The organism is Martinezella rhizogenes, from assembly GCF_027460065.1.
Classification (GTDB): domain Bacteria; phylum Pseudomonadota; class Alphaproteobacteria; order Rhizobiales; family Rhizobiaceae; genus Agrobacterium; species Agrobacterium rhizogenes_C.
The window spans coordinates 47,018-68,481 of the sequence record NZ_JAPYZZ010000002.1; the positions used below are offsets into that span (position 1 = coordinate 47,018).

The 21,464-nt window shown below is 60.4% G+C and carries 21 protein-coding genes; 12 read left to right on the top strand and 9 right to left on the bottom strand.

Annotated features, from left to right (window positions below):
- Positions 1 to 207: 207 nt before the first annotated feature.
- The 3 genes from gltX (at position 208) to O8B93_RS04995 (ending at position 5,376) form a co-directional block, all read left to right on the top strand.
- Positions 208 to 1,665 carry a glutamate--tRNA ligase gene (gltX, locus tag O8B93_RS04985; protein WP_269708696.1) on the top strand — a complete coding sequence of 486 codons (1,458 nt, stop codon included), beginning with the start codon at positions 208 to 210 and terminating at the stop codon, positions 1,663 to 1,665.
- Between the two features lie 248 nt (positions 1,666 to 1,913).
- The gene (lysS, locus tag O8B93_RS04990) at positions 1,914 to 3,413 is read left to right on the top strand and encodes a lysine--tRNA ligase (RefSeq protein WP_269708697.1); all 1,500 of its coding nucleotides are present in this window, start codon (positions 1,914 to 1,916) and stop codon (positions 3,411 to 3,413) included.
- 226 nt (positions 3,414 to 3,639) lie between these two features.
- The gene (locus O8B93_RS04995) at positions 3,640 to 5,376 is read left to right on the top strand and encodes a patatin-like phospholipase family protein (RefSeq protein WP_269708698.1); all 1,737 of its coding nucleotides are present in this window, start codon (positions 3,640 to 3,642) and stop codon (positions 5,374 to 5,376) included.
- Positions 5,377 to 5,441: 65 nt separating this feature from the next.
- On the opposite strand, the gene O8B93_RS05000 is transcribed toward O8B93_RS04995, so the two are convergent.
- Positions 5,442 to 6,374, bottom strand: a complete 933-nt coding sequence (locus O8B93_RS05000) for a hypothetical protein (RefSeq protein ID WP_269708699.1) — start codon at positions 6,372 to 6,374, stop codon at positions 5,442 to 5,444.
- A gap of 284 nt (positions 6,375 to 6,658) precedes the next feature.
- Here O8B93_RS05000 and O8B93_RS05005 point away from each other — a divergent pair, with 284 nt between their 5' ends.
- The 4 genes from O8B93_RS05005 to O8B93_RS05020 are packed head-to-tail and all read left to right on the top strand — an operon-like array spanning position 6,659 to position 10,146.
- The gene (locus O8B93_RS05005) at positions 6,659 to 7,549 is read left to right on the top strand and encodes a metal ABC transporter substrate-binding protein (RefSeq protein ID WP_269708700.1); all 891 of its coding nucleotides are present in this window, start codon (positions 6,659 to 6,661) and stop codon (positions 7,547 to 7,549) included.
- Positions 7,546 to 8,454: a manganese/iron ABC transporter ATP-binding protein gene (locus O8B93_RS05010; RefSeq protein WP_269708701.1), complete on the top strand. Its 909-nt coding sequence runs from the start codon at positions 7,546 to 7,548 to the stop codon at positions 8,452 to 8,454. Before O8B93_RS05005 ends, O8B93_RS05010 begins: the two co-directional genes overlap by 4 nt.
- Positions 8,435 to 9,295 carry a metal ABC transporter permease gene (locus O8B93_RS05015; RefSeq protein ID WP_269708703.1) on the top strand — a complete coding sequence of 287 codons (861 nt, stop codon included), beginning with the start codon at positions 8,435 to 8,437 and terminating at the stop codon, positions 9,293 to 9,295. The genes O8B93_RS05010 and O8B93_RS05015 overlap by 20 nt, the downstream gene beginning before the upstream one ends.
- On the top strand, positions 9,292 to 10,146 hold the full coding sequence (locus O8B93_RS05020) for a metal ABC transporter permease (RefSeq protein WP_269708704.1): 855 nt from the start codon (positions 9,292 to 9,294) through the stop codon (positions 10,144 to 10,146). Before O8B93_RS05015 ends, O8B93_RS05020 begins: the two co-directional genes overlap by 4 nt.
- 22 nt (positions 10,147 to 10,168) lie before the next feature.
- Here O8B93_RS05020 and O8B93_RS05025 read toward each other — a convergent pair whose 3' ends face one another.
- Complete coding sequence (locus tag O8B93_RS05025) at positions 10,169 to 10,360, bottom strand: hypothetical protein (RefSeq protein ID WP_269708705.1); 192 nt, start codon at positions 10,358 to 10,360, stop codon at positions 10,169 to 10,171.
- Between O8B93_RS05025 and O8B93_RS05030 the strand changes: the two genes are divergently transcribed.
- A complete protein-coding gene (locus O8B93_RS05030; protein ID WP_003499086.1) occupies positions 10,359 to 10,532 on the top strand; it encodes a DUF1328 domain-containing protein in 174 nt (57 codons plus the stop codon). The genes O8B93_RS05025 and O8B93_RS05030 overlap by 2 nt on opposite strands.
- Positions 10,533 to 10,587: 55 nt before the next feature.
- Here O8B93_RS05030 and O8B93_RS05035 read toward each other — a convergent pair whose 3' ends face one another.
- On the bottom strand, positions 10,588 to 11,319 hold the full coding sequence (locus tag O8B93_RS05035) for an SDR family oxidoreductase (RefSeq protein ID WP_003499083.1): 732 nt from the start codon (positions 11,317 to 11,319) through the stop codon (positions 10,588 to 10,590).
- 198 nt (positions 11,320 to 11,517) lie between these two features.
- Here O8B93_RS05035 and O8B93_RS05040 point away from each other — a divergent pair, with 198 nt between their 5' ends.
- Complete coding sequence (locus O8B93_RS05040) at positions 11,518 to 12,285, top strand: IclR family transcriptional regulator (protein ID WP_092733064.1); 768 nt, start codon at positions 11,518 to 11,520, stop codon at positions 12,283 to 12,285.
- Positions 12,286 to 12,388: 103 nt separating this feature from the next.
- On the opposite strand, the gene tal is transcribed toward O8B93_RS05040, so the two are convergent.
- A complete protein-coding gene (tal, locus tag O8B93_RS05045; RefSeq protein WP_269708706.1) occupies positions 12,389 to 13,354 on the bottom strand; it encodes a transaldolase in 966 nt (321 codons plus the stop codon).
- A 207-nt stretch (positions 13,355 to 13,561) separates the two neighbouring features.
- On the opposite strand from tal, the gene O8B93_RS05050 reads away from it, so the two are divergent.
- Positions 13,562 to 14,551, top strand: a complete 990-nt coding sequence (locus O8B93_RS05050) for a sugar-binding transcriptional regulator (RefSeq protein ID WP_269708707.1) — start codon at positions 13,562 to 13,564, stop codon at positions 14,549 to 14,551.
- 220 nt (positions 14,552 to 14,771) lie between these two features.
- On the opposite strand, the gene O8B93_RS05055 is transcribed toward O8B93_RS05050, so the two are convergent.
- Both O8B93_RS05055 and O8B93_RS05060 read right to left on the bottom strand, forming a co-directional pair.
- Positions 14,772 to 15,644 (bottom strand): bifunctional helix-turn-helix domain-containing protein/methylated-DNA--[protein]-cysteine S-methyltransferase, encoded by an 873-nt coding sequence (locus O8B93_RS05055; protein WP_269708708.1) that lies wholly within the window; start codon positions 15,642 to 15,644, stop codon positions 14,772 to 14,774.
- A 131-nt stretch (positions 15,645 to 15,775) separates the two neighbouring features.
- Positions 15,776 to 16,258 (bottom strand): DUF2244 domain-containing protein, encoded by a 483-nt coding sequence (locus O8B93_RS05060; protein ID WP_269708709.1) that lies wholly within the window; start codon positions 16,256 to 16,258, stop codon positions 15,776 to 15,778.
- A 37-nt stretch (positions 16,259 to 16,295) separates the two neighbouring features.
- Between O8B93_RS05060 and nth the strand changes: the two genes are divergently transcribed.
- The gene (gene nth, locus O8B93_RS05065) at positions 16,296 to 17,078 is read left to right on the top strand and encodes an endonuclease III (protein WP_269708710.1); all 783 of its coding nucleotides are present in this window, start codon (positions 16,296 to 16,298) and stop codon (positions 17,076 to 17,078) included.
- On the opposite strand, the gene O8B93_RS05070 is transcribed toward nth, so the two are convergent.
- Positions 17,040 to 17,777 (bottom strand): sulfate transporter family protein, encoded by a 738-nt coding sequence (locus O8B93_RS05070; RefSeq protein WP_269708711.1) that lies wholly within the window; start codon positions 17,775 to 17,777, stop codon positions 17,040 to 17,042. The two genes, nth and O8B93_RS05070, sit on opposite strands and share 39 nt — an antisense overlap.
- Positions 17,778 to 18,075: 298 nt before the next feature.
- Here O8B93_RS05070 and O8B93_RS05075 point away from each other — a divergent pair, with 298 nt between their 5' ends.
- Complete coding sequence (locus tag O8B93_RS05075) at positions 18,076 to 18,909, top strand: MurR/RpiR family transcriptional regulator (RefSeq protein ID WP_269708712.1); 834 nt, start codon at positions 18,076 to 18,078, stop codon at positions 18,907 to 18,909.
- A gap of 200 nt (positions 18,910 to 19,109) precedes the next feature.
- Here O8B93_RS05075 and O8B93_RS05080 read toward each other — a convergent pair whose 3' ends face one another.
- Both O8B93_RS05080 and O8B93_RS05085 read right to left on the bottom strand, forming a co-directional pair.
- The gene (locus tag O8B93_RS05080; protein ID WP_269708713.1) at positions 19,110 to 20,684 is read right to left on the bottom strand and encodes an FGGY-family carbohydrate kinase; all 1,575 of its coding nucleotides are present in this window, start codon (positions 20,682 to 20,684) and stop codon (positions 19,110 to 19,112) included.
- Between the two features lie 57 nt (positions 20,685 to 20,741).
- Complete coding sequence (locus O8B93_RS05085) at positions 20,742 to 21,458, bottom strand: HAD family hydrolase (protein WP_269708714.1); 717 nt, start codon at positions 21,456 to 21,458, stop codon at positions 20,742 to 20,744.
- Positions 21,459 to 21,464: the final 6 nt, after the last annotated feature.

A 21,464-nucleotide genomic window follows, 5' to 3' on the forward strand; every position in this document is an offset into this window, starting at 1 on the left:
GGCGGCGGGACCGGCCAACCCTTCGGGACTCCATATTTCCTTGACGCCTGCGGCAGAATATGGCCTAAGCCGAAGCCGAACGGGAATATGAAAAAGGCACTTTCCTTTCGCCTTTCGACATGATGTCCTGCCGCATCCAAACGAAAACTCCGTGATATCAGGGTGAACCGCCCCGATGTCACTGCCACGTCACGACGAGTGAATTTCATGACCACTTCCGGCGTTCGCGTCCGCATCGCACCTTCCCCCACCGGCGAGCCGCATGTCGGCACCGCCTATATCGCGCTGTTCAACTATCTCTTCGCCAAGAAACACGGCGGCGAGTTCATCCTGCGCATCGAGGATACCGACGCTACCCGCTCGACCCTCGAATATGAGCAGAAGGTGCTGGAGGCCCTGCGCTGGACCGGCCTGACATGGTCGGAAGGCCCTGACGTCGGTGGCCCTTACGGCCCTTATCGCCAGTCCGAGCGCAAGCCGATGTACTGGCCATACGCCGAAGAGCTTCTGGAAAAAGGCCATGCCTTCCGCTGTTTCTGCACGCCCGAGCGGCTCGAGCAGATGCGCGAAGCGCAGCGCGCTGCTGGCAAGCCGCCGAAATATGACGGCCTTTGCCTCCACTTGAAGGCTGAAGAAGTGACCACTCGCGTTGCCGCCGGCGAGGCCAATGTCGTGCGCATGAAAATCCCGACCGAAGGTTCGTGCGATTTCCACGACGGCGTGTACGGCGATGTCTCGATCCCCTGGGATTCGGTTGACATGCAGGTACTGATCAAGGCCGACGGTATGCCGACCTATCACATGGCCAACGTCATCGACGACCATCTGATGAAGATCAGCCATGTGGCGCGCGGTGAAGAATGGCTGGCCTCGGTGCCGAAGCACATCCTGCTTTACCGTTATTTCGGCTGGCAGGAGCCGGTGTTCATGCATCTTTCCCTGATGCGCAACGCCGACAAGTCGAAGCTTTCCAAGCGCAAGAACCCGACCTCGATCTCCTATTATTCCGCGCTCGGTTACCTGCCGGAAGCGCTGATGAACTTCCTTGGCCTGTTCTTCATCCAGATCGCCGAAGGCGAAGAGCTCTTGACCATGGAAGAGCTCGCCGCAAAATTCGACCCGGAAGCGCTTTCAAAGGCTGGCGCCATCTTCGACATCCAGAAGCTGGACTGGCTGAACGGCCGCTGGCTGCGCGAGAAGCTTTCCCCGGAAGAATTCATTTCCCGCACGCTGGAATGGGCGATGGAAAATGCCCGCCTGACCGAAGGCCTCAAGCTTGCCCAGAGCCGCATTTCCAGGCTCGGCGAATTGCCGAACCTCGCCGGCTTCCTGGTGTCGAGCGATGTTGGCCTGACACCGGCTTCGTTTGCGGGTCTTAAAAGCAAACCGGAGGAAATCCACGAGATCCTCACCACGGTTGCCGCCGACCTCGAAAAAATGCCGGACTGGAATGTGGAAGCCATCGAAGCCGAGTTGCGCGATGTGGCCGAACGCACAGGCAAGAAGCTGCGCGTCGTGACGCCGCCGCTTTTCGTCGCCGTCTCCGGTTCATCGCGCTCGCTGCCGCTGTTTGACAGTATGGCGCTTCTCGGCCGCTCCGTGGTTCGCCAGCGACTGAAGGTAGCGATTGCCGTTGTGGCCACGATGGTTGGCAGCGGAAGCTGATAATTTGGTGTTGGCGGTCACGCCGGCATCCTGAAATATACCCCTCTGCTTGGGGTACCCCCCTCTGCCCTGCCGGGCATCTCCCCCTCAAGGGGGGAGATTGACAAGCGGCTGGCACTTTGCCCATGGAACGGGCGGGCGCGGCATCTCATCTCCCCCTTGAGGGGGAGATGTCCGGCAGGACAGAGGGGGGTAGCCCCGAGCGCAAAGGGTAACCGCAACGAACAAGCCCGCTTAAGGCAAAAAACATGACCGACACCAAGACCGAAACCACCGCCCTTTCCTCCGACGCGACAGAAGTGCGCCGCCAGAAACTTGCGCTGCTGCGCGAGCAGATCGGCGACGTCTATCCGGCGCATTTCCACCGCACGCTGAGCAATGCCGAGCTTGCGGAAAAATATGCCGATATCGAAGCCGACGTTGAGACCGGCGATACGGTGACGGTGGCGGGCCGCGTTTATTCCTCGCGCAATTCCGGCATGTTCATGGATATCCATGACGCCTCCGGCAAGGTGCAGATTTTCTCCCACAAGGATACGACGCCGGAAGCGGCGCGCAACCTGCTGCCGATGATCGACATTGGCGATATCATCGGCGTCACCGGCAAGGTGCGCCGCACCAAGCGCGGCGAGCTGACGATCAATGCCGAAGAAATCACCATGCTGACGAAGTCGCTGCTGCCGATGCCGGAAAAGTGGCATGGCGTCTCCGACATCGAGCTGCGTTACCGCAAACGTCACCTCGACATCCTCGCCAACGAGGAATCCAAGCTTCGCTTCCTGCAACGCTCGAAGATCCTCTCCGGCATCCGCCGCTTCATGGAGGCCGAAGGCTTCCTCGAAGTGGAAACGCCGATGCTGCAGACCGTCTATGGCGGTGCAACGGCCGATCCATTCAAGACCTTCCACAACACGCTGAAGATGGACATGTATCTGCGCATCGCGCCGGAACTGTTCCTGAAGCGCACGCTGGTTTCGGGTCTTTCCGACAAGGTCTTCGAAATCAACCGCAACTTCCGCAACGAAGGCGTCTCCACAAGGCACAATCCTGAATTCACCATGATGGAGTGCTACTGGGCCTATGCCGACTACGAGGACATCATGGGTCTCGTGGAGCGGCTGTTCGAGACGCTGGCGATTGCCCTGCACGGCACGACCGAGGTTGAATTCCAGGGCCAGACGATCTCCTTCAAGGGTCCCTTCAAGCGCGTGCCGATGCCTGATGCCGTGAAGGAAGAAACCGGTATCGACTTCCTTGCCATCAAGACCGACGAAGAGGCCCGCGCCGCCGCCAAGGCTGCCGGTTTCGCCGTAGAGAAGGACTGGACCTGGGGCGAATGCCTTGCCTTCATCTTCGAAGAGAAGGTGGAAGGCACGCTGATCCAGCCGAGCCACGTCACGCATTTCCCGAAGGACATCTCGCCCTTCGCCAAGGAAGTGCCGGGTGAGCCGCGCCTCGTCGAGCGTTTCGAAAGCTATTGCAACGCCTGGGAAGTGGGCAACGCCTTCTCGGAACTCAACGATCCGGAAGAACAGCGCCGCCGCATGGTGGAGCAGCTGGAACAGGCGCACGCCCGCGGCGAAAAGGACAAGCAGCTGGACGACGAATTCCTCGACGCCATCGACCAGGGCATGCCGCCCGCCGGTGGTCTCGGCATCGGTGTCGACCGCCTGATCATGCTGCTCACCAACGCTCCGTCCATCCGCGACGTCATCCTCTTCCCGGCCCGCCGCAACAAGGCGGATTGAGTCAATAAACCACAGGCGGCCTTCAGGCCGCCTGCTACTTCCCGGTTTTCCGGTCGACATAAAGACATGCGCAAGTAGTTTGCCTAGCTTTTGGCAGAGGCTGCGAGTGAATTATTTAACTTTCAGTAGAATATACTGGCGAAATAACCTCAACTTGTGATACCCATTCCCTATCATTCGCATTGTGTTTGACGGCTTTCGACCAAGGGCCGCGGGGGATATACGCATGCCTGAGAATGAGCTTCCCAAATACAAGCCCGACATGTTTGCAGCGCCTGAGAAGGAATGCGACATAGTGATGAAGGGTGGCATCACCTCCGGCGTCGTTTATCCCTATGCCGTTCTGGAACTGGCACGCCAATACCGTTTCCGCTCGATAGGCGGCACATCGGCCGGGGCGATTGCCGCCGCTTTCGCGGCTGCGGCGGAATATTCCCGCACTGTCAGAAAAGATCCTGATGGGTTCACCCGCCTGCAGGCCCGTTGCGACACGATACCCGCTATTCTGGACAGGCTTTTCCAGCCACAGCGCCATTTTCGCCCTCTGATGCGCTATCTTCTGTGGGCACAGGCCGGCGGCTGGCCGGGCAAGGTTCTGGGCCTGCCGATGGCCTTTCCTCTGGCGGCCATCGCCGGCATACTAATCGGCGCCAGCCTCCTGTGGGCTCTGGGCGGCGGGTGGGCCGGCTCTATTCTGGGCGGGCTGGTGGGGTTGCTGGCTGGAATGCTCGGCCAGATCCTGTGGCTGGTCTTCCATCGGTTACCGAGGGATGGCTTCGGCTTTTGTTCGGGACTGACGGTTTCCGATCCGGATGTTCCCGGCCTGACGGACTGGCTGCATGCGTCGATTCAGGACATCGCTTTTGGCAGCGACGCTGCGACAGCGCCACCGCTGACCTTCGGTCATCTCGCCGGCGGCAAGCCGGAAGAGGCCATCAACCTGAAAATGGTCACGACGAACCTGTCGATGCGCCGGCCGCACACGCTTCCTGACACCAATTTAATGGTGGCTTACGACCCGAAGGAATGGAACCAGCTGTTTCCCGCTGCCGTGACGATCTGGCTGAAGCAGATCGCAATGCCGGGCGGCCCCTTTCCCGAACTCAAGGCCTTTCCGGAGCCGGAGCAGTTGCCGGTCATCATCGCAACGCGCATGAGCCTGAGTTTCCCTTTCCTTTTCAAGGCCATCCCGGCCTACACCAATGATCGCGGCACGCTGGATATTGTTCGACGTCTCAGTGGCGACGCGCGGCCCGTCATGAAGGCGAAAATATGGTTCTCCGACGGCGGCATCAGCAGCAATTTTCCCATTCACCTTTTCGACGCCCTGCTTCCATCGCGCCCCACTTTCGCACTCAGCCTCGATGAATTGCCAAAATCCGTCGCCAACAGCATGAAGCGCGTTACCATTCCGCAGGCGGCGGGCGAAGGAATAGGTGTACCCGTTCACAAGATGGAAAAAATGAGCGGTTTTCTCGGCAGCATTCTCAGTTCGGCGAAGGACTGGCAGGATCAATCTCTTGCCACCATGCCGGGCCAAAGAGAGCGCATCGCCCGCGTTTTTCTTGACGAGCAAGAAGGCGGACTAAATCTCACCATGCCGCCGGAGCGCTCGGCAAAACTGATGAGTTACGGTCTCGAAGTCGGCTCGCTTTTCGCCAATGGCGCGCTGGATTTTGACGAGCATCGCTGGCGCCGGACGCTTGTTGCCTATGATCGGCTGGAGGACACGGTTTTTGCGACGCAACACCTGTGGAGCGAACGCAAATACGAAGACTGGCTGGCCAGCTACATCGACGAGATCAAAAGCTACGAAGCCGTGACAAAGGGGGATCGGGAAAAGCTGATCGCCCGAATTGCCGCCTTTGCCGCCCTCTCACAGAGTTTCTCTCCGGCAATTGTCAACAAGCGCAAGAAATTTCCAAATCCGGCTGGCCGTTTGCGGATCGGGCCGGATATCTGACACGTCGGGTGCAAGATGGCTTGCAAGGGTTCGGGGGAGAAGCCTCTCCCGTTAGTGGCGTGTGCTTAGTGGCTCGTGGACTTTTTCTCACCGCCCGGTTCTTCCGCCGGCACATTTTCGGCGGCTGTCTTCTCTTCCGCCGCCTGGGCGGTCGTTGAGCCTTTTCCGAAGATCAGTGATTTCAGATAGGACAGGCTGAAGACGCTGCTGCCCTCCGCTTCCGGTGTCGAGGTCAGAAGCTCGTCGGTGGCGGGTTCGCCATGTGCTTCGGGAGACGGGGTTTCGCCGTTGGTTTCCGGGCTCGCTTCGCCATGGCCGTTCTCGGCCGGGGCAGCACCGTGTTCGCCACCGGCGGCGCCCTTGTTTTCGCCGTGGCCTTTCGCGGACTTGCCCTCGTGACCTTCAGAGCCGGCATCCGAGGCCGGGGTGGCGCAGTCGGCGGAATCGCTGAGGCTTGCCGCCATGGCTTCGGTATCTTCGAGCGGCAGATCGATGCGCAGCCCGTAGAACTGGCCGCTGCCATTGGCCGCGCCATCGTAATAAAAGGCGGAATAACGGTGGGCGTTGGCGCCTTCGGGAATTTTTGCCGGATCGGGAATGAAGACCACCTGTGCGGCAATGGCGCGGCCGCGCATTTCCGAGCGCAGCTGCGGTCCGTTTTTGTCCAGCACGGAAACCTGCACCAGATCGGGTTTCTGCTTGTCGTAGACCGCCTTTGCAACACGAAGCGCGGTCTTCAGCCGCTCGGGGCCGTCTCCGCCTCCGGTGCGGATGAATTTGCGCACCCATAAGGCGCCGTTCTTGCGGATGTTGACCGTCTGGACTGCGTCGCAGGAAAGCCCGTTGCTGGAAGCATAGGATGGACCAAGCAGCCGATCACTGCCGATGAACACGGCAGCAGAACCGGTCGCACCCGCCAAAAGCAGGATCCCGCCTCCAATCATAACGAGTTTGCGCGAAAACCGCATTCGTCCGAATACAGCTTTCACCCGCAACATCCTGCCATCAACTACCCCGCCTATCGCCCTCACCCCGAAACGTGGCTCGAAACATGAGGAACACACGCGGGACAAGCTCGGGACGTCGCTGTCCGAGCCCTGCGATAGTGCCGCTTTCTCATTGAAAAAAGTTTAACCCGGCCGCCACCGCGCCGCCAAAAACGCACCAATTTCGGACATTTCTGAAATCAACTAAATTGCGAATGATTTGCAATAGCGTTGACATCTGTGATTCTATAACAGATGGTATTGCGAGTTAATCGCAACAAAAATTGGTGACAGACGTGAACCTGCATAAAATCCGCCATGCCCTATTTGCTTTTTCGCTTTTCCTGCCGGCCGTTGCCGTCGCGCAGGAAAAACCGAAGGTGGTCACCACCTTCACCATCATCGCCGATATGGCGCGCAACGTGGCGGGTGATGCGGCGGATGTGGAGAGCATCACCAAGCCGGGTGCGGAAATTCACAATTACCAGCCGACGCCGCGCGATATTCTGAAAGCCCGCAAGGCCGATCTGGTGCTGCGCAACGGTCTCAATCTGGAATTGTGGTTTGAGAAATTCCTGGCCAACCTTTCCGGCGTGCCGAGCGTGACGGTGAGCGAGGGCGTGGAACCCATGGCGATCAGCGGCGGCGCCTATCAGGGCAAACCCAATCCACACGCCTGGATGTCGCCCGATAACGCCTTGATCTATGTGGAAAATATCCGCAAGGGCCTTGCCGAGATCGACCCCGCCCATGCCGATGTCTATGCTGCCAACGCCAAGGCCTATTCGGACAAGATCAAGGCCACCGTGCAGCCGATCCGCGATACGCTTTCGGTTCTGCCAGAAAACAAGCGCTGGTTGGTGACGAGCGAAGGCGCCTTTTCTTATCTCGCCCGCGATTTCGGCCTGAAGGAACTGTTCCTCTGGCCGGTCAATGCCGATAGCCAGGGCACGCCGCAACAGGTGCGCGGTGTGATCGACGCCATGCGCGAGCACAATATCCAGGTCATCTTCAGCGAAAGCACCGTTTCCGCCGATCCCGCCCAGCAGGTGGCCAAGGAAACCGGTGCGGCCTATGGCGGCATCCTCTATGTGGATTCGCTGAGCGAGGCGGACGGCCCGGTTCCGACCTATCTGGACCTTCTGCGCGTGACCAGCGAAACCATCGCCAAGGGACTGTCCTCATGAGAATGGGCAGTAAAAAATCCGGCGGCGGCCTGACGGTTCAAAATGCGACAGTGACCTATCGCAACGGCCACACAGCGTTAAGAAACGCCAGCTTTTCCATCCCCCGCGGAACGATCACTGCACTTGTCGGCGTCAATGGTGCCGGCAAGTCCACGATTTTCAAGGCGATCATGGGTTTCGTGCCGCTGGCCGCCGGTTCCGTCTCGATTTTCGATCTGCCGGTGAAGGACGCGCTCAAGAAAAACCTCGTCGCTTATGTGCCGCAAGCCGAGGAGGTGGACTGGAGTTTTCCGGTGCTGGTGGAGGATGTGGTGATGATGGGCCGTTACGGCCACATGAATTTCCTGCGCATCCCGTCGAAACGCGATCACCATATGGTCGAGGAAGCGCTGAAACGCGTCAACATGCTCGATTATCGCAAGCGGCAGATCGGCGAGCTTTCCGGCGGGCAGAAGAAGCGGGTGTTCCTTGCCCGCGCGCTGGCGCAGGAAGGTCAGGTCATCTTGCTGGACGAGCCTTTCACCGGCGTCGACGTGACGACGGAAGAGCAGATCGTCGTGCTGCTGAAAGCGCTGCGCGACGAAGGCCGGGTCATGCTGGTCTCCACCCATAATCTCGGCAACGTGCCGGAATTCTGTGACCGCGCCGTGTTCGTCAAGGGCACGGTTCTGGCATCGGGCAAGACGGCGGATACCTTCAACGAGGAGAACCTGCAAAAGGCCTTTGGCGGCAGCCTGCGCCACTTCGTTCTCGGCGGTGCCGAATTGCATAACGATGCCGATCCGCGCCGGGTGAAGGTGATTACCGATGACGAGCGTCCCTTCGTGATCTACGGCAAGAATGGCCAGAACGGGCATGAGGCACAGGCTCCGAAAGAAAAAACCGATGATAAACAGCCTTCTTGAGCCTTTCACCTATGGCTATATGCTGAACGCCATCTGGGTCAGCGCGCTGGTGGGCGGCGTCTGCGGTTTTCTCTCCGCCTATCTGATGCTGAAGGGCTGGTCGCTGATCGGCGATGCGCTTTCCCATGCCATCGTTCCCGGTGTGGCCGGGGCCTATATGCTCGGCCTGCCCTTTTCGCTGGGTGCCTTCCTCTCCGGCGGCCTTGCAGCCGGTTCCATGCTGTTCCTGAACCAGAAGACGCGGCTGAAGGAAGACGCGATCATCGGGCTGATCTTCACATCGTTTTTCGGGCTTGGCCTGTTCATGGTGTCGCTCTCGCCCACTTCTGTGAATATCCAGACCATCGTGCTCGGCAATATTCTGGCGATCACGGCGGAAGACACTATCCAGTTGGCGCTGATCGGCGGCATCAGCCTCTTGGTACTGGCGCTGAAATGGCGCGACTTCATGGTGGTGTTCTTTGATGAGAATCATGCCCGCACCGTGGGGCTGAAGCCGGAAGTGCTGAAGGTGATCTTCTTCACCCTGCTGGCTGCCTCCACGGTTGCCGCTTTGCAGACGGTCGGAGCCTTCCTCGTCGTCGCCATGGTGGTGACGCCGGGCGCCACCGCCTACCTCCTGACCGACCGTTTCGAGCGGCTGATCCTGATGAGCCTGATCATCGGCGCGGGCACCAGCTTCGTCGGCGCCTATCTCAGCTATTTCCTCGACGGCGCGACCGGCGGGGTCATCGTCGTGCTGCAGACGGCGATCTTCCTTTCAGCCTTCGTTTTTGCGCCCAAGCACGGCCTGCTCGCATCCCGCGCCAAGGCCCGCAAGGCACTGGAGGAAACGCCATGAGCGACTATCTCGAACTCGCCATCCTGCCGTTTCAGCTACCTTTCATGCAATATGCCTTCATCATCACGCTGATGATCGCCGTGCCGATGGCGATGCTGTCGTGTTTTCTGGTGCTGAAGGGCTGGTCGCTGATGGGAGATGCCGTCTCCCATGCCGTGCTGCCCGGCGTGGTGGTGGCCTATATCGCCGGCATACCGCTCTCCATCGGCGCCTTCATTGCCGGCATGATCTGTGCGCTCGGCACCGGTTTCATCAAGGAAAACAGCCGCATCAAGGAAGATACGGTGCTCGGCATCGTCTTTTCCGGCATGTTCGGGCTGGGGCTGGTGCTTTATGTGAAGGTGCAGAGCGACATGCATCTCGACCATATTCTCTTCGGCGACATGCTGGGCATTGCGCCCTCTGACATGCTGGAGACCGGCCTGATCGCGCTTTTCGCCACGCTGTTCCTCGGCATTCTACGCAAGGACCTTCTGGTCAACGCCTTTGATGCGCAGCATGCGAAAGCCATCGGCCTGCCGGTGCGGGTTCTGCATTACGGTCTGCTGATGGTCCTGTCGCTGACCGTCGTCGGCGCATTGAAGGCGGTGGGCATCATCCTCTCGGTCGCCATGCTGGTGACGCCGGGTGCTATCGCCTTCCTGCTGACCCGGCGGTTTTCCGCCATGCTGCTGGTGGCCATTGTGGTGGCGGTTGCCTCATCGCTGGCAGGCATTTGGGTGAGCTTCCTGATCGACAGCGCGCCGGCCCCCACCATCGTGATGTTCATGACCCTTGCTTTCGTCGCCACCTTCATCCGCACCACCTGGAAGGCCCGGCGGATCGACGCGGCGGGCGAAACAGGCTTCTAGAGCATTTCCGGTGAAAGCCGGTTCACCTGAAATGCTCTATCTCTTTGCTTTTGCCCAGTCCGGACGCAAAACCGCTAACGCACTTTTGCTGGACATGCTCGAGAACAACGATTTTTGCGGGCGTGTGGAACATTTTCGCCTTTTGCGCGTCATTTTGCTGAGCCTGTCGCCGCGCGGCGGGCTCGGGAAAATTACGCAAAAGGGGAAGCGCCATGCTGAAGTGGGCTCTTATTTTCTTCGTTATTTCTTTGATCGCAGGCGTATTCGGCTTCACCGGCATTTCCGCGGCAGCGGCGGGCGTGGCCCGTATCCTGTTCTTCATCGCCGTGGTGATCTTCCTGGTCTTCCTCGTGCTTGCACTGATGGCCGGAAGCGCCGTCGTCTGAACGAAAAAGGCGACCGGTTTTCACCGGTCGCCTCTCCTTTTTCCCGTATCGATAATCAGCCCGTCCAGCCGCCATCGATCACATGGATCTGGCCGGTGGTGAAACCTGCCTCGTCGGAAGCGAGATAGGTGACAAGTGCGGCGATTTCCTCCGGTGTGGCGATGCGGCCCATCGGCTGGCGGGCGATGAAATCCGCCAACGCCTGTTCGTAATTGCCGGTGGCGCGCAGGCGGTCATGCAAGGACGGGCTATCGACCGTGCCGGGGCAAATGGCGTTGCAGCGAATGCCCTTGGTGACGAAATCGGCGGCGATGGCCTTGGTGAGACCAACGACTGCCGCCTTGGAAGCAGTATAGGCGAAACGGTTCGGCACGCCCTTCACGCTTGAAGCAACCGACGACATATTGACGATCGCGCCCTTGCCCTTTTCCAGCATGCCGGGCAGGAAGGCGCGGCAGGTGCGATACATCGCCTTGGCGTTGAGGTCGAAAGAGAAATCCCAGTCCTTTTCTTCACAGTCGAGAATGGTGCCGGAATGGACGAAACCGGCGCAGTTGAACAGCACGTCGGCATGGCCGATATCGGCAGCGAAATCCTTGACGCCGTCGCCATCAAGCACGTTCAGGACGCGGGTTTCCGCACCTTTCAGGGTCGAAAGCGCCTGTTCGTTGATATCGGTGGCGATGACGCGCGCGCCGAGCGATATGAAGCGCTCCGCCGTCGCCCGGCCGATACCCTGACCGGCGGCGGTGATCACCACTGTCCGGCCGTTAAAATCCTGCACCATGAATAGCCTCCCGCTAAGGCGCGCCCATCCTTCGTGGACTGGACCGCTGAATTTTGATGATCTCAAATATGGATCGACAATTCATATGTAAACGCGGTATTCATATGGCGTCAAGCAAACTTGCGCGGATGCGGGGTATCGGGCAACCATATTTTAAACCACCCCGCCGGCGCGCATCAGAAACACCATCGAGGCCAGATGACCGACGACGACAGCGAAAGATATCGCGCCCCCGCCCTCGACAAGGGCCTGGACATTCTCGAGCTTCTGGCCCGCACGGATGGCGGGCTGACGCAGATCGAGATCGCCAAGGCGATCGGAAAGAGCCCCAACGAACTGTACCGTATGCTGGACCGTCTGGTGCGCCGGGGTTATGTGCAGCGGCTCGACGGCGACCGGTTTTCGCTGACGCTGAAAATGTTCGGGCTGGCGCATTTTCATGCGCCGATCCGCCGGCTCGTCTCCTTCGCAGCACCTGTCATGCGCGATTTTTCCGCAAGCGCCGAACAGGCCTGTCATCTCGCGGTTTATGATCGCGGCAGCGTCGTCGTAATCGCCCAGCAGGAATCCGCCACCTATTGGGCCATGTCCATGCGGGTCGGCGCGCAGATGAGCCTGTTCCACACCGGCTCCGGCCATGTGCTTCTGGCCTTCCAGACAGAGGCGCAGCGCGAGATCATGATCACCGAACAGGTGCGTGGCAGCGGTGAGACCGTGCCGCCCGACCTTGCCGAGCGACTTCGGCAGGTGCGCAGCAACGGTTTTGAATCCATGGACAGCTTGCAGACTGCGGGCGTGCGCAATATTTCCGCCCCGATTCTGACGCTGGATGGCACCGCACTCGCCGTCATCACCTGCCCCTATATTACCACGCTCGGTGGCACGGCCCCGACGCGCGAGACTTGCGAACAGCTGATCCGCGACGCGGCAAAACGCATCTCCGAAGTGGTGACGGGAAACGTCTGAAGGGCACAAAAAAACGCGACCGGCAGGGGCCCGATCGCGTTTCAATTGACTGGAGATTATGTCTGGTAAACGCGAGGGGAACGCAGATGGTTCCCCTTTTTTGTCAGGCGGCAGCGGCCCTCAGTTCCTTGCGGACCATCTCGCGTAGCGTCACCAGATCCTTGGCGAACAGGCGGATGCCCTCGGAAAGCTTCTCGGTAGCCATCGCGTCTTCGTTCATCGCCCAGCGGAACGCCTTTTCATCGAGCGACTGCAGCGGCTCGGCCTTGACATTGTCAGGCGAAAGCTTGCGCTCGAGCGTGCCATTGTCCTTGTCCAGCTCTTCGAGCAGCGCCGGGCTGATCGTCAGGCGGTCGCAACCGGCCAGCGCTTCGATTTCGCCGACATTGCGGAAGGAGGCGCCCATGACGACGGTGCTGATGCCATTGGCCTTGTAATAATTGTAGATGCTGCGCACCGAAACAACGCCCGGATCGGTCTCGGCGGTGTAGTTCTCGCCAGTCGACTTCTTGTACCAGTCGAGGATACGGCCGACGAAGGGCGAGATGAGGAAGACCTTGGCTTCGGCACAGGCAATCGCCTGGGCCTGCGAGAACAGCAGCGTCAGGTTGCAGTCGATGCCTTCGGACTGCAGCACTTCGGCGGCCTTGATGCCTTCCCAGGTGGAAGCAAGCTTGATGAGGATGCGTTCACGCTCGATGCCGCGCTCCTTATAGGCGGCAATGATGTGGCGCGCCTTGGCGATGGAGGCCTGCGTATCGAAGGAGAGATCGGCATCGACTTCGGTCGATACGCGGCCGGGAACGAGGCCGGCAAGCGCTGCACCCACGGAAATGGCAAGACGGTCGGCAACGGCGGCAACCACGGCGTCGGACTGCCCGCCCTGCTTCTTGCCCCAGGCGGCAGCTTCCTTCACCGCATCGGCAAAGGCGGGCGTGCCGAGCGCTTTGAGAACGATGGTCGGGTTGGTGGTGCAATCCACCGGCTTCAGGCGTGCTACCGCCTCGATGTCGCCGGTATCGGCAACAACAGTGGTGATGGCGCGAAGTTGTTCGAGTTTGGACGTCATGGCGAATGATCCTTCATGATCTCTGGTAAACTTGCTCAGCCGTCTTTTCGTTCCCGCACCAAGGGTGCGCCCAAGGCCGAAATCACGGTTCTGTCCGGCTCCGACTATCGCAAGCGGCGCGGCCGAAAGTCAAGACATTTGCGCATCGCAATTGACATAAGTTTCATGCCTGCGATACTCGCCCACACATAAGGAATGGCGAAAACCGTGGCGAAACTGAGAAGAGAGACCCATACGACCTATTCGGAAGCGGCTTCGCTGAGGCTGCGCGCGGCATGGCTCTATTATAACCAGGGCATGACGCAGAAAGATGTCGCCGAGAAACTGGGGATCAGCCGCTCCACCGTCATCCGCCTGCTCGACGAGGCGATGAAACGCTCCGAAGTGCAGATCTGGATCAATGAAGGGATCGAGGATTTCGTCTCGCTGGCCGGCCAGCTGGAGGCAGCCTACGGGCTGGACGAGGCCGTCATCATCCCCTCGCCCGGCCCATTCCCCGCCGGCAAGTCAGACGCGGAAGGCACCGCCAAGGCCGTCGGTCTTGCACTCGGACAATTCCTCTCCGAAGTCGTGCCGAACGGCGCCACCATCGGCGTCGGCTGGGGGCGCACCATGACCGCCTCGCTCTCCAGTTTCCGCCCGCCGCGGCGGGAAAACTGCAAGGTGGTCTCACTGCTCGGCGGTATCGTCGCCGTGCACCAGACCAATCCGCTCGACTACACCTGGCGGCTGGCAAGTGCGCTCGGGGCGGAATGTTACATGTTCCTCGCGCCGCTTTTGGTGGATTCGGTCGAGACCAAACGGGCGCTGATCGAAAAATGCGGTCTGGCGACGCTTTACGATCTCGCCGAGACGCTCGATCTTGCCATCGTTTCCTGCGGCGATATCGGCCCGCATTCCACCTCGCTGTCGGAAGGTTTCATTTCCAGGGAGACCCTGCGCGAACTCGTCGATGCCGGTTGCGTCTGCGACACCATGTTCAACTTCATCGATGCCGAAGGCCGCTCCGTCGATCACCCGATCAACCAGCGCGCCATGGCGATCGATCTCGACACGCTGCGCAAGGCCAAACACATCGTGCTCGCCTCCGGCGGCGCCCACCGCGCCATCGCCATCCGCGCCACCATCAAGCGCATTGGCTGCAATACGCTGATCACCGACGAGGCGGCGGCGCGGGCTTTGATGGAACTGGTTTAGGCCGCACGCTTAAAACACCCTGCCATTCCGGGACTGAGTTGAGGCCTTCTCGATTTCACTCTCCCCGTCATACCGGCCTTGAGCCGGTATCCAGCCAACCCAAGTCTTTGGGCTGAAAGAACTCCTCGCGTCGCGCAGACGCGCGTCGGCTGGATTCCGGCTCAAGGCCGGAATGACGGAAGTGGTGTACGGCAAATCGGCAAAGACAATTAAGACCCAATCACGCCTTCCCCGTTTCCCATCCCAGCATCGCACGCTTGCGCGTCAGGCCCCAATGGTAGCCCGTCAACGCACCGCTTTTACCAACGGCACGGTGGCAGGGAACAACAAACGAGACCGGATTTGCCCCGACTGCGGCACCCACGGCGCGGGATGCGGTGGGCTGGCCGATATCGCAGGCAATGTGCGAATAGGTGACGGCGCGGCCCATCGGGATTTTCAAGAGGCTTTCCCAGACGCGCACCTGAAAATCCGTGCCGAGCAAGACCACACGCAGCGGCTTGTCCGCCGTCCAGAGGGCAGGTTCGAAGATGCGCGCGGCGTAGGGCGCGGTCGCTTCGCGATCCTCGACATAATCCGCATTCGGCCAGCGGCCGGCCATATCCTCGAAACAGGCTCCTTCCTCGCCCGGATCGGCAAAGGCACAGCCGGCAAGGCCGCGATCGGTGATCATGACCAGCGCAAGCCCGAACGGTGAGGCGTGAAAACCGTAACGGATCGTCAGCCCGCCACCTTTCGCCTTCCATTCGCCGGGCGACATGGCCTCATGGGTGACGAACAGATCATGCAGGCGGCCGGGTCCGGACATGCCGACCTCGATCGATGTTTCAAGCAGCGGCAGGTCCTCTTCGCGCAGCAGCCGCTTGGCGTGATCGAGCGTCACGGCCTGCAGGAAGGCCTTCGGCGAAAGGCCGGCCCAGCGGGTAAAAGTCTTCTGCAATTGCGTCGGCGACTGGCCGAGCCTGGCGGCGATGGCTTCGAGGGAGGGTTGCTCGCGATAATCCAGCGTCAAAAGCTCGATAACCCCGCGCACCGTATCGTAATCCGAGCCGATGGGGGTGATGTCTTCGTTCAGCGTAATATTGGCGTTCATCGCATGTCTCCTAACGCTTCACAGAAAACCATCAAAGCGCGGCGGCCTCCACCCGTTTCTTGCGCCATGCTCCGTTTCTACCGTATTCCGGCTCAGGGCCGAAATGACGGAAAGAGAGCGGGATTATCCTCTTACATCCGCCGCCGCACCGTCGCCAGCGCACCACCGAAGGCCCTGGCAAAGCTTTCCCTATCATCCGGATTGAGGAAGGAGCCGATATCGGTCGCCCGGCCCTCACCCGTCACATGCATGGAAACGATGCCGATCTCGTCATGTCGCCGCACCCGGAAGCGTGCCCAGAAAGGATTGAAACGATATTCCACCATGCGCCCGGCGGGAGAGAATTTGCGGATCGACAGGTTGGTGCGCGATACGCTGACCTCTTCCCGCGCTTTCGCCGCCCGGTAATTGGCGCGGAAGGCGATATAAAGCAGCAGGAAATCCAGCCCAAAAAACAGCCCGACCGGCCATGCGCCGGTGGCAAGGAAAAAGCCGCCATAGATGAGGCAGGCAAATCCGGTGAGGATGAGAAGCAGCCGGAAACCGCTTCGGCCAAGCGAACGGTGCGGAACGAGTTCCGCCGCGAAAATCGGCTGGTCGTTGAGCGTATCCACGTTGCTTTCCTCAGGGCGGGCTGGCTATAGATAGTCTATGACAGTCGCCAAGAAACGATCCAGCACCCAAACATTGAAAAAGTCAATTCCGGCGCAGCGGCGCAAACCGGTGCGGGTGAAGTCAGCCTATTCCAGGGACGAACTCACCGAAATCTTCCGCCGTTTTTCCATTCAGCGGCCGGAGCCGAAAGGCGAGCTGGAACACACCAATCCGTTCACCCTGCTGGTGGCGGTGGCGCTTTCCGCGCAGGCGACCGATGTGGGCGTTAACCGGGCGACCAGAGCGCTGTTCAAGGTGGCCGATACGCCGGAAAAGATGCTGGCGCTCGGCGAAGAGCAGCTGATCGGTTACATCAAGACCATCGGCCTTTATCGCAACAAGGCAAAAAACGTCATCGCACTGTCGCAGATGCTGATCGACAATTTCGGCGGCGAGGTGCCGAAGACCCGCGAGGAACTGGTAACCCTGCCCGGTGTTGGCCGCAAGACGGCCAATGTGGTGATGTCCATGGCCTTCGGCGTACCCACGCTTGCAGTGGACACGCATGTGTTTCGCATTGCCAACCGGCTCTGTCTTGCGCCCGGCAAAACCCCCGATGAGGTGGAAGACCGGCTGGTGCGCATCATTCCCGAACAATATCTGTTCCATGCGCATCACTGGCTGATCCTGCATGGGCGTTATTGCTGCAAGGCGCGCAAGCCGGAATGCGAACGCTGCGTGATTGCCGATATCTGCAAATCCCCGGAAAAGACCTTCGATATTCCCGCACCGCTGGTGGAATTACCCGCGCAACTGTTCGGTGCGGCCAGCGGCGAATGAGGGATCGCGCCGGCTGACGGCCTTGTGCAGATGCACCATCATCGAGGCGGCGAAAAGCGGCGTCAGCAGGTTGAGGAGCGGCACCGCCAGGAATGCCGCAATCACCAGCCCGGCCATGAACACCGTGGTGCGGTGTTTCACCCGGAATAACCGGGCTTCAGCGGGCGAGCGGAAACGCATGGCCGCAAACTCAAAAAACTCCCGACCGAGCAGATAACCATTCACCAGAAAAAACGCGATGAGATTGACGCCCGGCACCAGGAGCAACAAAAGTGCCAGGAGGTTGCCGGCAATGACCACGCCGAAAAACTTGATCGATGACAGCACCGCTTCGCCGATCGGCATCGCCTTGCCGGGCGGGTCATCCGGATAGGTCTTCTTTTCCACCACTTCGGCGACATCATCGAGAAACAGGCCGGCGATGACGGCCGTGACCGGTGAAATGAGCAGCGCCAGCGCCAGGGCGAGCCCGATGCCGGCGAAAATGGCGAAAACAAAGCTCAGCCAACCGGCCCAATCGGGCACCCCGGGAATAAGCGTATCGATCCACGGCAGGGCGAAATAGATGAATATGGAGCGGATGGCGAACCACAGCGCCGCGAGCACCAGAAGCGTCAGCCCCAGCACCTTCCAGAATACCGACCGGGTCTCGGCGGCAAAGAGATTGTGGAATGCCAGCCGCGCCGCATCAAAAATCATTCGGAACTCCCTTGACGCCCCTGGCGTTGAAACTCACTTGTCAACGAGATAGGGGCTGGCCGTTCACTCCGCAAGACGGGTGCAGGGACTTGCTGCTGTCGTGAATTAAACCGCAGATGGAATTTCCCTTGAATAAAAGGTAGCCCTAAAATATAATAAACCATCTACGATAATTCGCATTCCGGTCCGGTGGAGGACATGGCCGGGAAAGCTCGTCCCCACCGTCAAATCGCGGTTCGCACGCTTGCACGGGCGCGCGAATGCATCACCGTTCAATAACTAAAAAATAAAAGAGGCGTTGGTGGAAAAGCTGCTGTTGAACCTTACGCGCGCCATGAAGGCAGGAACCCCTTCCGAGCGCAAGATTGCCAAATATCTGATCGAGCATCTGGATGAGTTGCCGTTCGAGACGGCACAGACGCTGGCCGCCAAGCTCAGCCTCAGTCCGATGACGGTCGGCCGGTTCCTGCGTTCTCTGGGATACCGGCAATTCAGCGACATCCGCGCCGATCTGCGCCATGCGGAAGAAACCGTCGGCGCAGACCAGCCCGTGACGACCGAAGGCGGCGAACGGCATTCCAACCCGTTTTCACAACTTCTGTCGCAGCAGATCCAGGCGATCCAGACCGCCTTCGATATGACCACCCAGACGATCTGGCGTCTTGCCATGAACGAGATCACCTCAGCGGGCGATGTCTTTCTGGCGACCTCTCCGGAAGGCCTCGATGCCAGCAGGCACTTTTACGGGCGGCTTCTGGAATGCCGGAGCCACATTCACCACCTCGGCAGCGACAATGCGGCCTATGTCGCCCTGTGGGATTACGAACCCGAGCAGACGCTGCTCGTCATCATGGATTGCGGCGGCAACCTCTTGCCCCTGCAGCGCCTGTCGGCCACGGCCCGCAAGGGCGGTTACAGAACGCTTCTGATCACCACCCGTTTTTACGAATGGGGACCGGAAAGCGTCGATCTCTGTCTTGCCATGCCGCAGAGCCAGAGTGGCGGCCAAGGCCTGCTGCAACTGGTCTCCCTGCTGGAATTCACCCTTTGCGCGCTGAGCGCCGGGGCCGACGACGCCGGCAGGACCCGGACAAAAAACCTTGCCGCCCTGAAACGCTCGCTGCGCAGCTGATTGCGCTTGGCGGGCGATAGGATCGAGCGGCTACCACTTGTTTCTTCTCCCCGCCGGCGAGAAGTCCGCGGCAGCGGGATGAGGGGGCAAGATCTCCGAAATCCGGCAACGGTGCCCCCTCATCCGACCCTTCGGGCCACCTTCTCCCCTCGGGGAGAAGAAATACGCCGCACCCGCCAGCATAATTCCAATCTAATAAATCAAAGACTTTCCAGTTCCTGGCGATGCCGGTACATGGCGAGGAAACGGCGATAATCCCGCTCGTAATGCGCCGTCAGCGCCGGATTTCCCGAGATTTCCGCATTGCCCGGATACATGGCCGCTCCTGCCGCCGCTAGGCTCGCATGCACACCGCCGGCCGTCGCCGCCGTCATCGCCGTGCCGAGCAGCACCGCGTCAGCGGTGGCGGGAACCACGATGCGTTTGCCCGTCACATCGGCGTAAAGCTCCATCAATAGCGGGTTCTTCACATGCCCGCCGGTAACGTGCAGCGTTTCCACCGCATAACCGAAACGCTCCATGGCATCGAGCACATGGCGTGCGCCGAGCGCGATCGCGACCGCAGTGCGCCAATAAAGACGGCAGAGACTGTCGAAGGAGGTATCGAGCGTCAGCCCGCTGATGACGCCGACCGCATGCGGATCGGCAAGCGGCGAACGGTTGCCGTGGAAGTCAGGCAGAACATGCAGCCGATCCGCAAAGGCCTCACCCTCCAGTTCGCGCAATTCAGTGACGCGCGCAACGATGCGGGCATGCAAGGCCGTATCCGGGTCGCCACCCGCCGCATGCATGCGCACGATATGGTCGAGCAACGCACCGGTGGCCGATTGCCCACCTTCCACCAGCCAGTGGCCGGGCAGCACCGCCTGCCAATAGGGTCCCCACAGGCTGCGGCCCGGCATCGGCTCCGCGGACATGGCGACAAGGCAGCTCGACGTGCCGGCGATCAGCGCGACATGTTTGCCGACATCCTCGGCAAGGCATCCGCCCAGGGCACCGAGCGTGCCGGCATAGGCATCGATCATGCCCGCCGCCACCTGGCAGCCGGTGTCGAGACCGAGTTCGGCGGCGGCCTCGGGCGAAAGCGGGCCGATGGCGCCGCCGGGCATGACGGTGGTTTCGGGCAGGCCTGCTCGCTCCTTCAGGTCGGCAAGTCCGGCAAATGCCAGATAATCCGCCTGCCAGCCGGGATTCTCCTGCGCCAGGAAGTTCCATTTCGCCGTCTGCGTGCAATTGGAGCGCTTTGCCGAACCGGTCGCCTTCCAGGTGAGGAAATCCGCGAGATCGAAGGCGAAGGACATGCGCGCCCAGCTCTCCGGCATATGCGCCTTCAGCCACATCAACTTCGGCATCTGCATTTCCGGCGAGACACTGTTGCCGGCGAAATCGAGCACCCGATGGCCCGAGGCCGTCAGCCGGTCGGCCTCGCTGATGGCGCGATGGTCGAGCCAGACGATGGTGTCGAAGCGGTCTTCCGCGGTCGTGGAAACCGAAACCGGCTCACCCCGCCCATCACGGATGACCAGCGAGCAGGTGGCGTCAAAACCAATGGCGGCAATGCTTTGCGGCAGGACGCCGGCATCGGCAAGCGCCGCCTTCACGGCGATGCAGACGGCATTCCATATATCGGAGGAATCATGCTCGGCATGGTTTTCACGCGGCCGCTGCATGAGGATGGGATGGGTGGAGCGCGCGAGCAGCCGACCGGTCGGATCAAAAATCCCGGCCCGGGCGCTCGCCGTACCGACATCGACAGCGACGAGATTTTGACGCATCAAGACTGCAATTCCATCCCTGGCGGAGCGACCCGGCGGCGGCAGGCAAGATCAGGCTCAGCCTGCGTCACGTTCCACCTGGTCAAAACCGCCCCTCCCCACATAGCTGCCGACAAGTTGGACCAAATCCGGCATGGCGTCAAACACGGCATCGGCCCCCAGACCGGCGATCTTTTCACGGAATGCGGGAAAGCGCGCATGCGATCCGCCGGTGAAGGCAAAAACGCCCATGCCGGCTGCCTTTGCGGCGGCAATGCCGGCCGGGCTGTCCTCAATCACGATACAGTGACGCGGATCAGTGCCCATGGCGCGCGCCGCATGCAGGAAGAGATCGGGAGCCGGCTTGCCGTTCTTCACCATGGTGGCGCTGAAGACATGCGGCTCGAATTTGTCGATCAGGCCCGTCAGCCCCAGCGAATAACGGATACGCTCCGGCTGGCTGGAAGAGGCGACACAGCGCTTTAACGGCAGAAGCCGGTCCAGCGTCTCGGCAATATCGTCGATCGGCTTCAATTCGGTGCGGAAGCGCTCGAACAGCGTCGCCCGCATATGGTCGAGAAAATCGATGTCGGTTTCGACACCATAATCCTCGAACAAGGTCGCCGTCATGCTGGCGACGCTGCGGCCGAGAAAGCGTTCATAAGCTTCCTCTTCCCCCATCGTCACGCCGAGATGGGAGAGCATGTCCAGAAGCACCGCAATCGAGACCGGCTCGCTGTCGACGAGAACGCCGTCGCAATCGAAAATCAGCAGAGGCCCGGTGCGGTCGTCCATCTCATG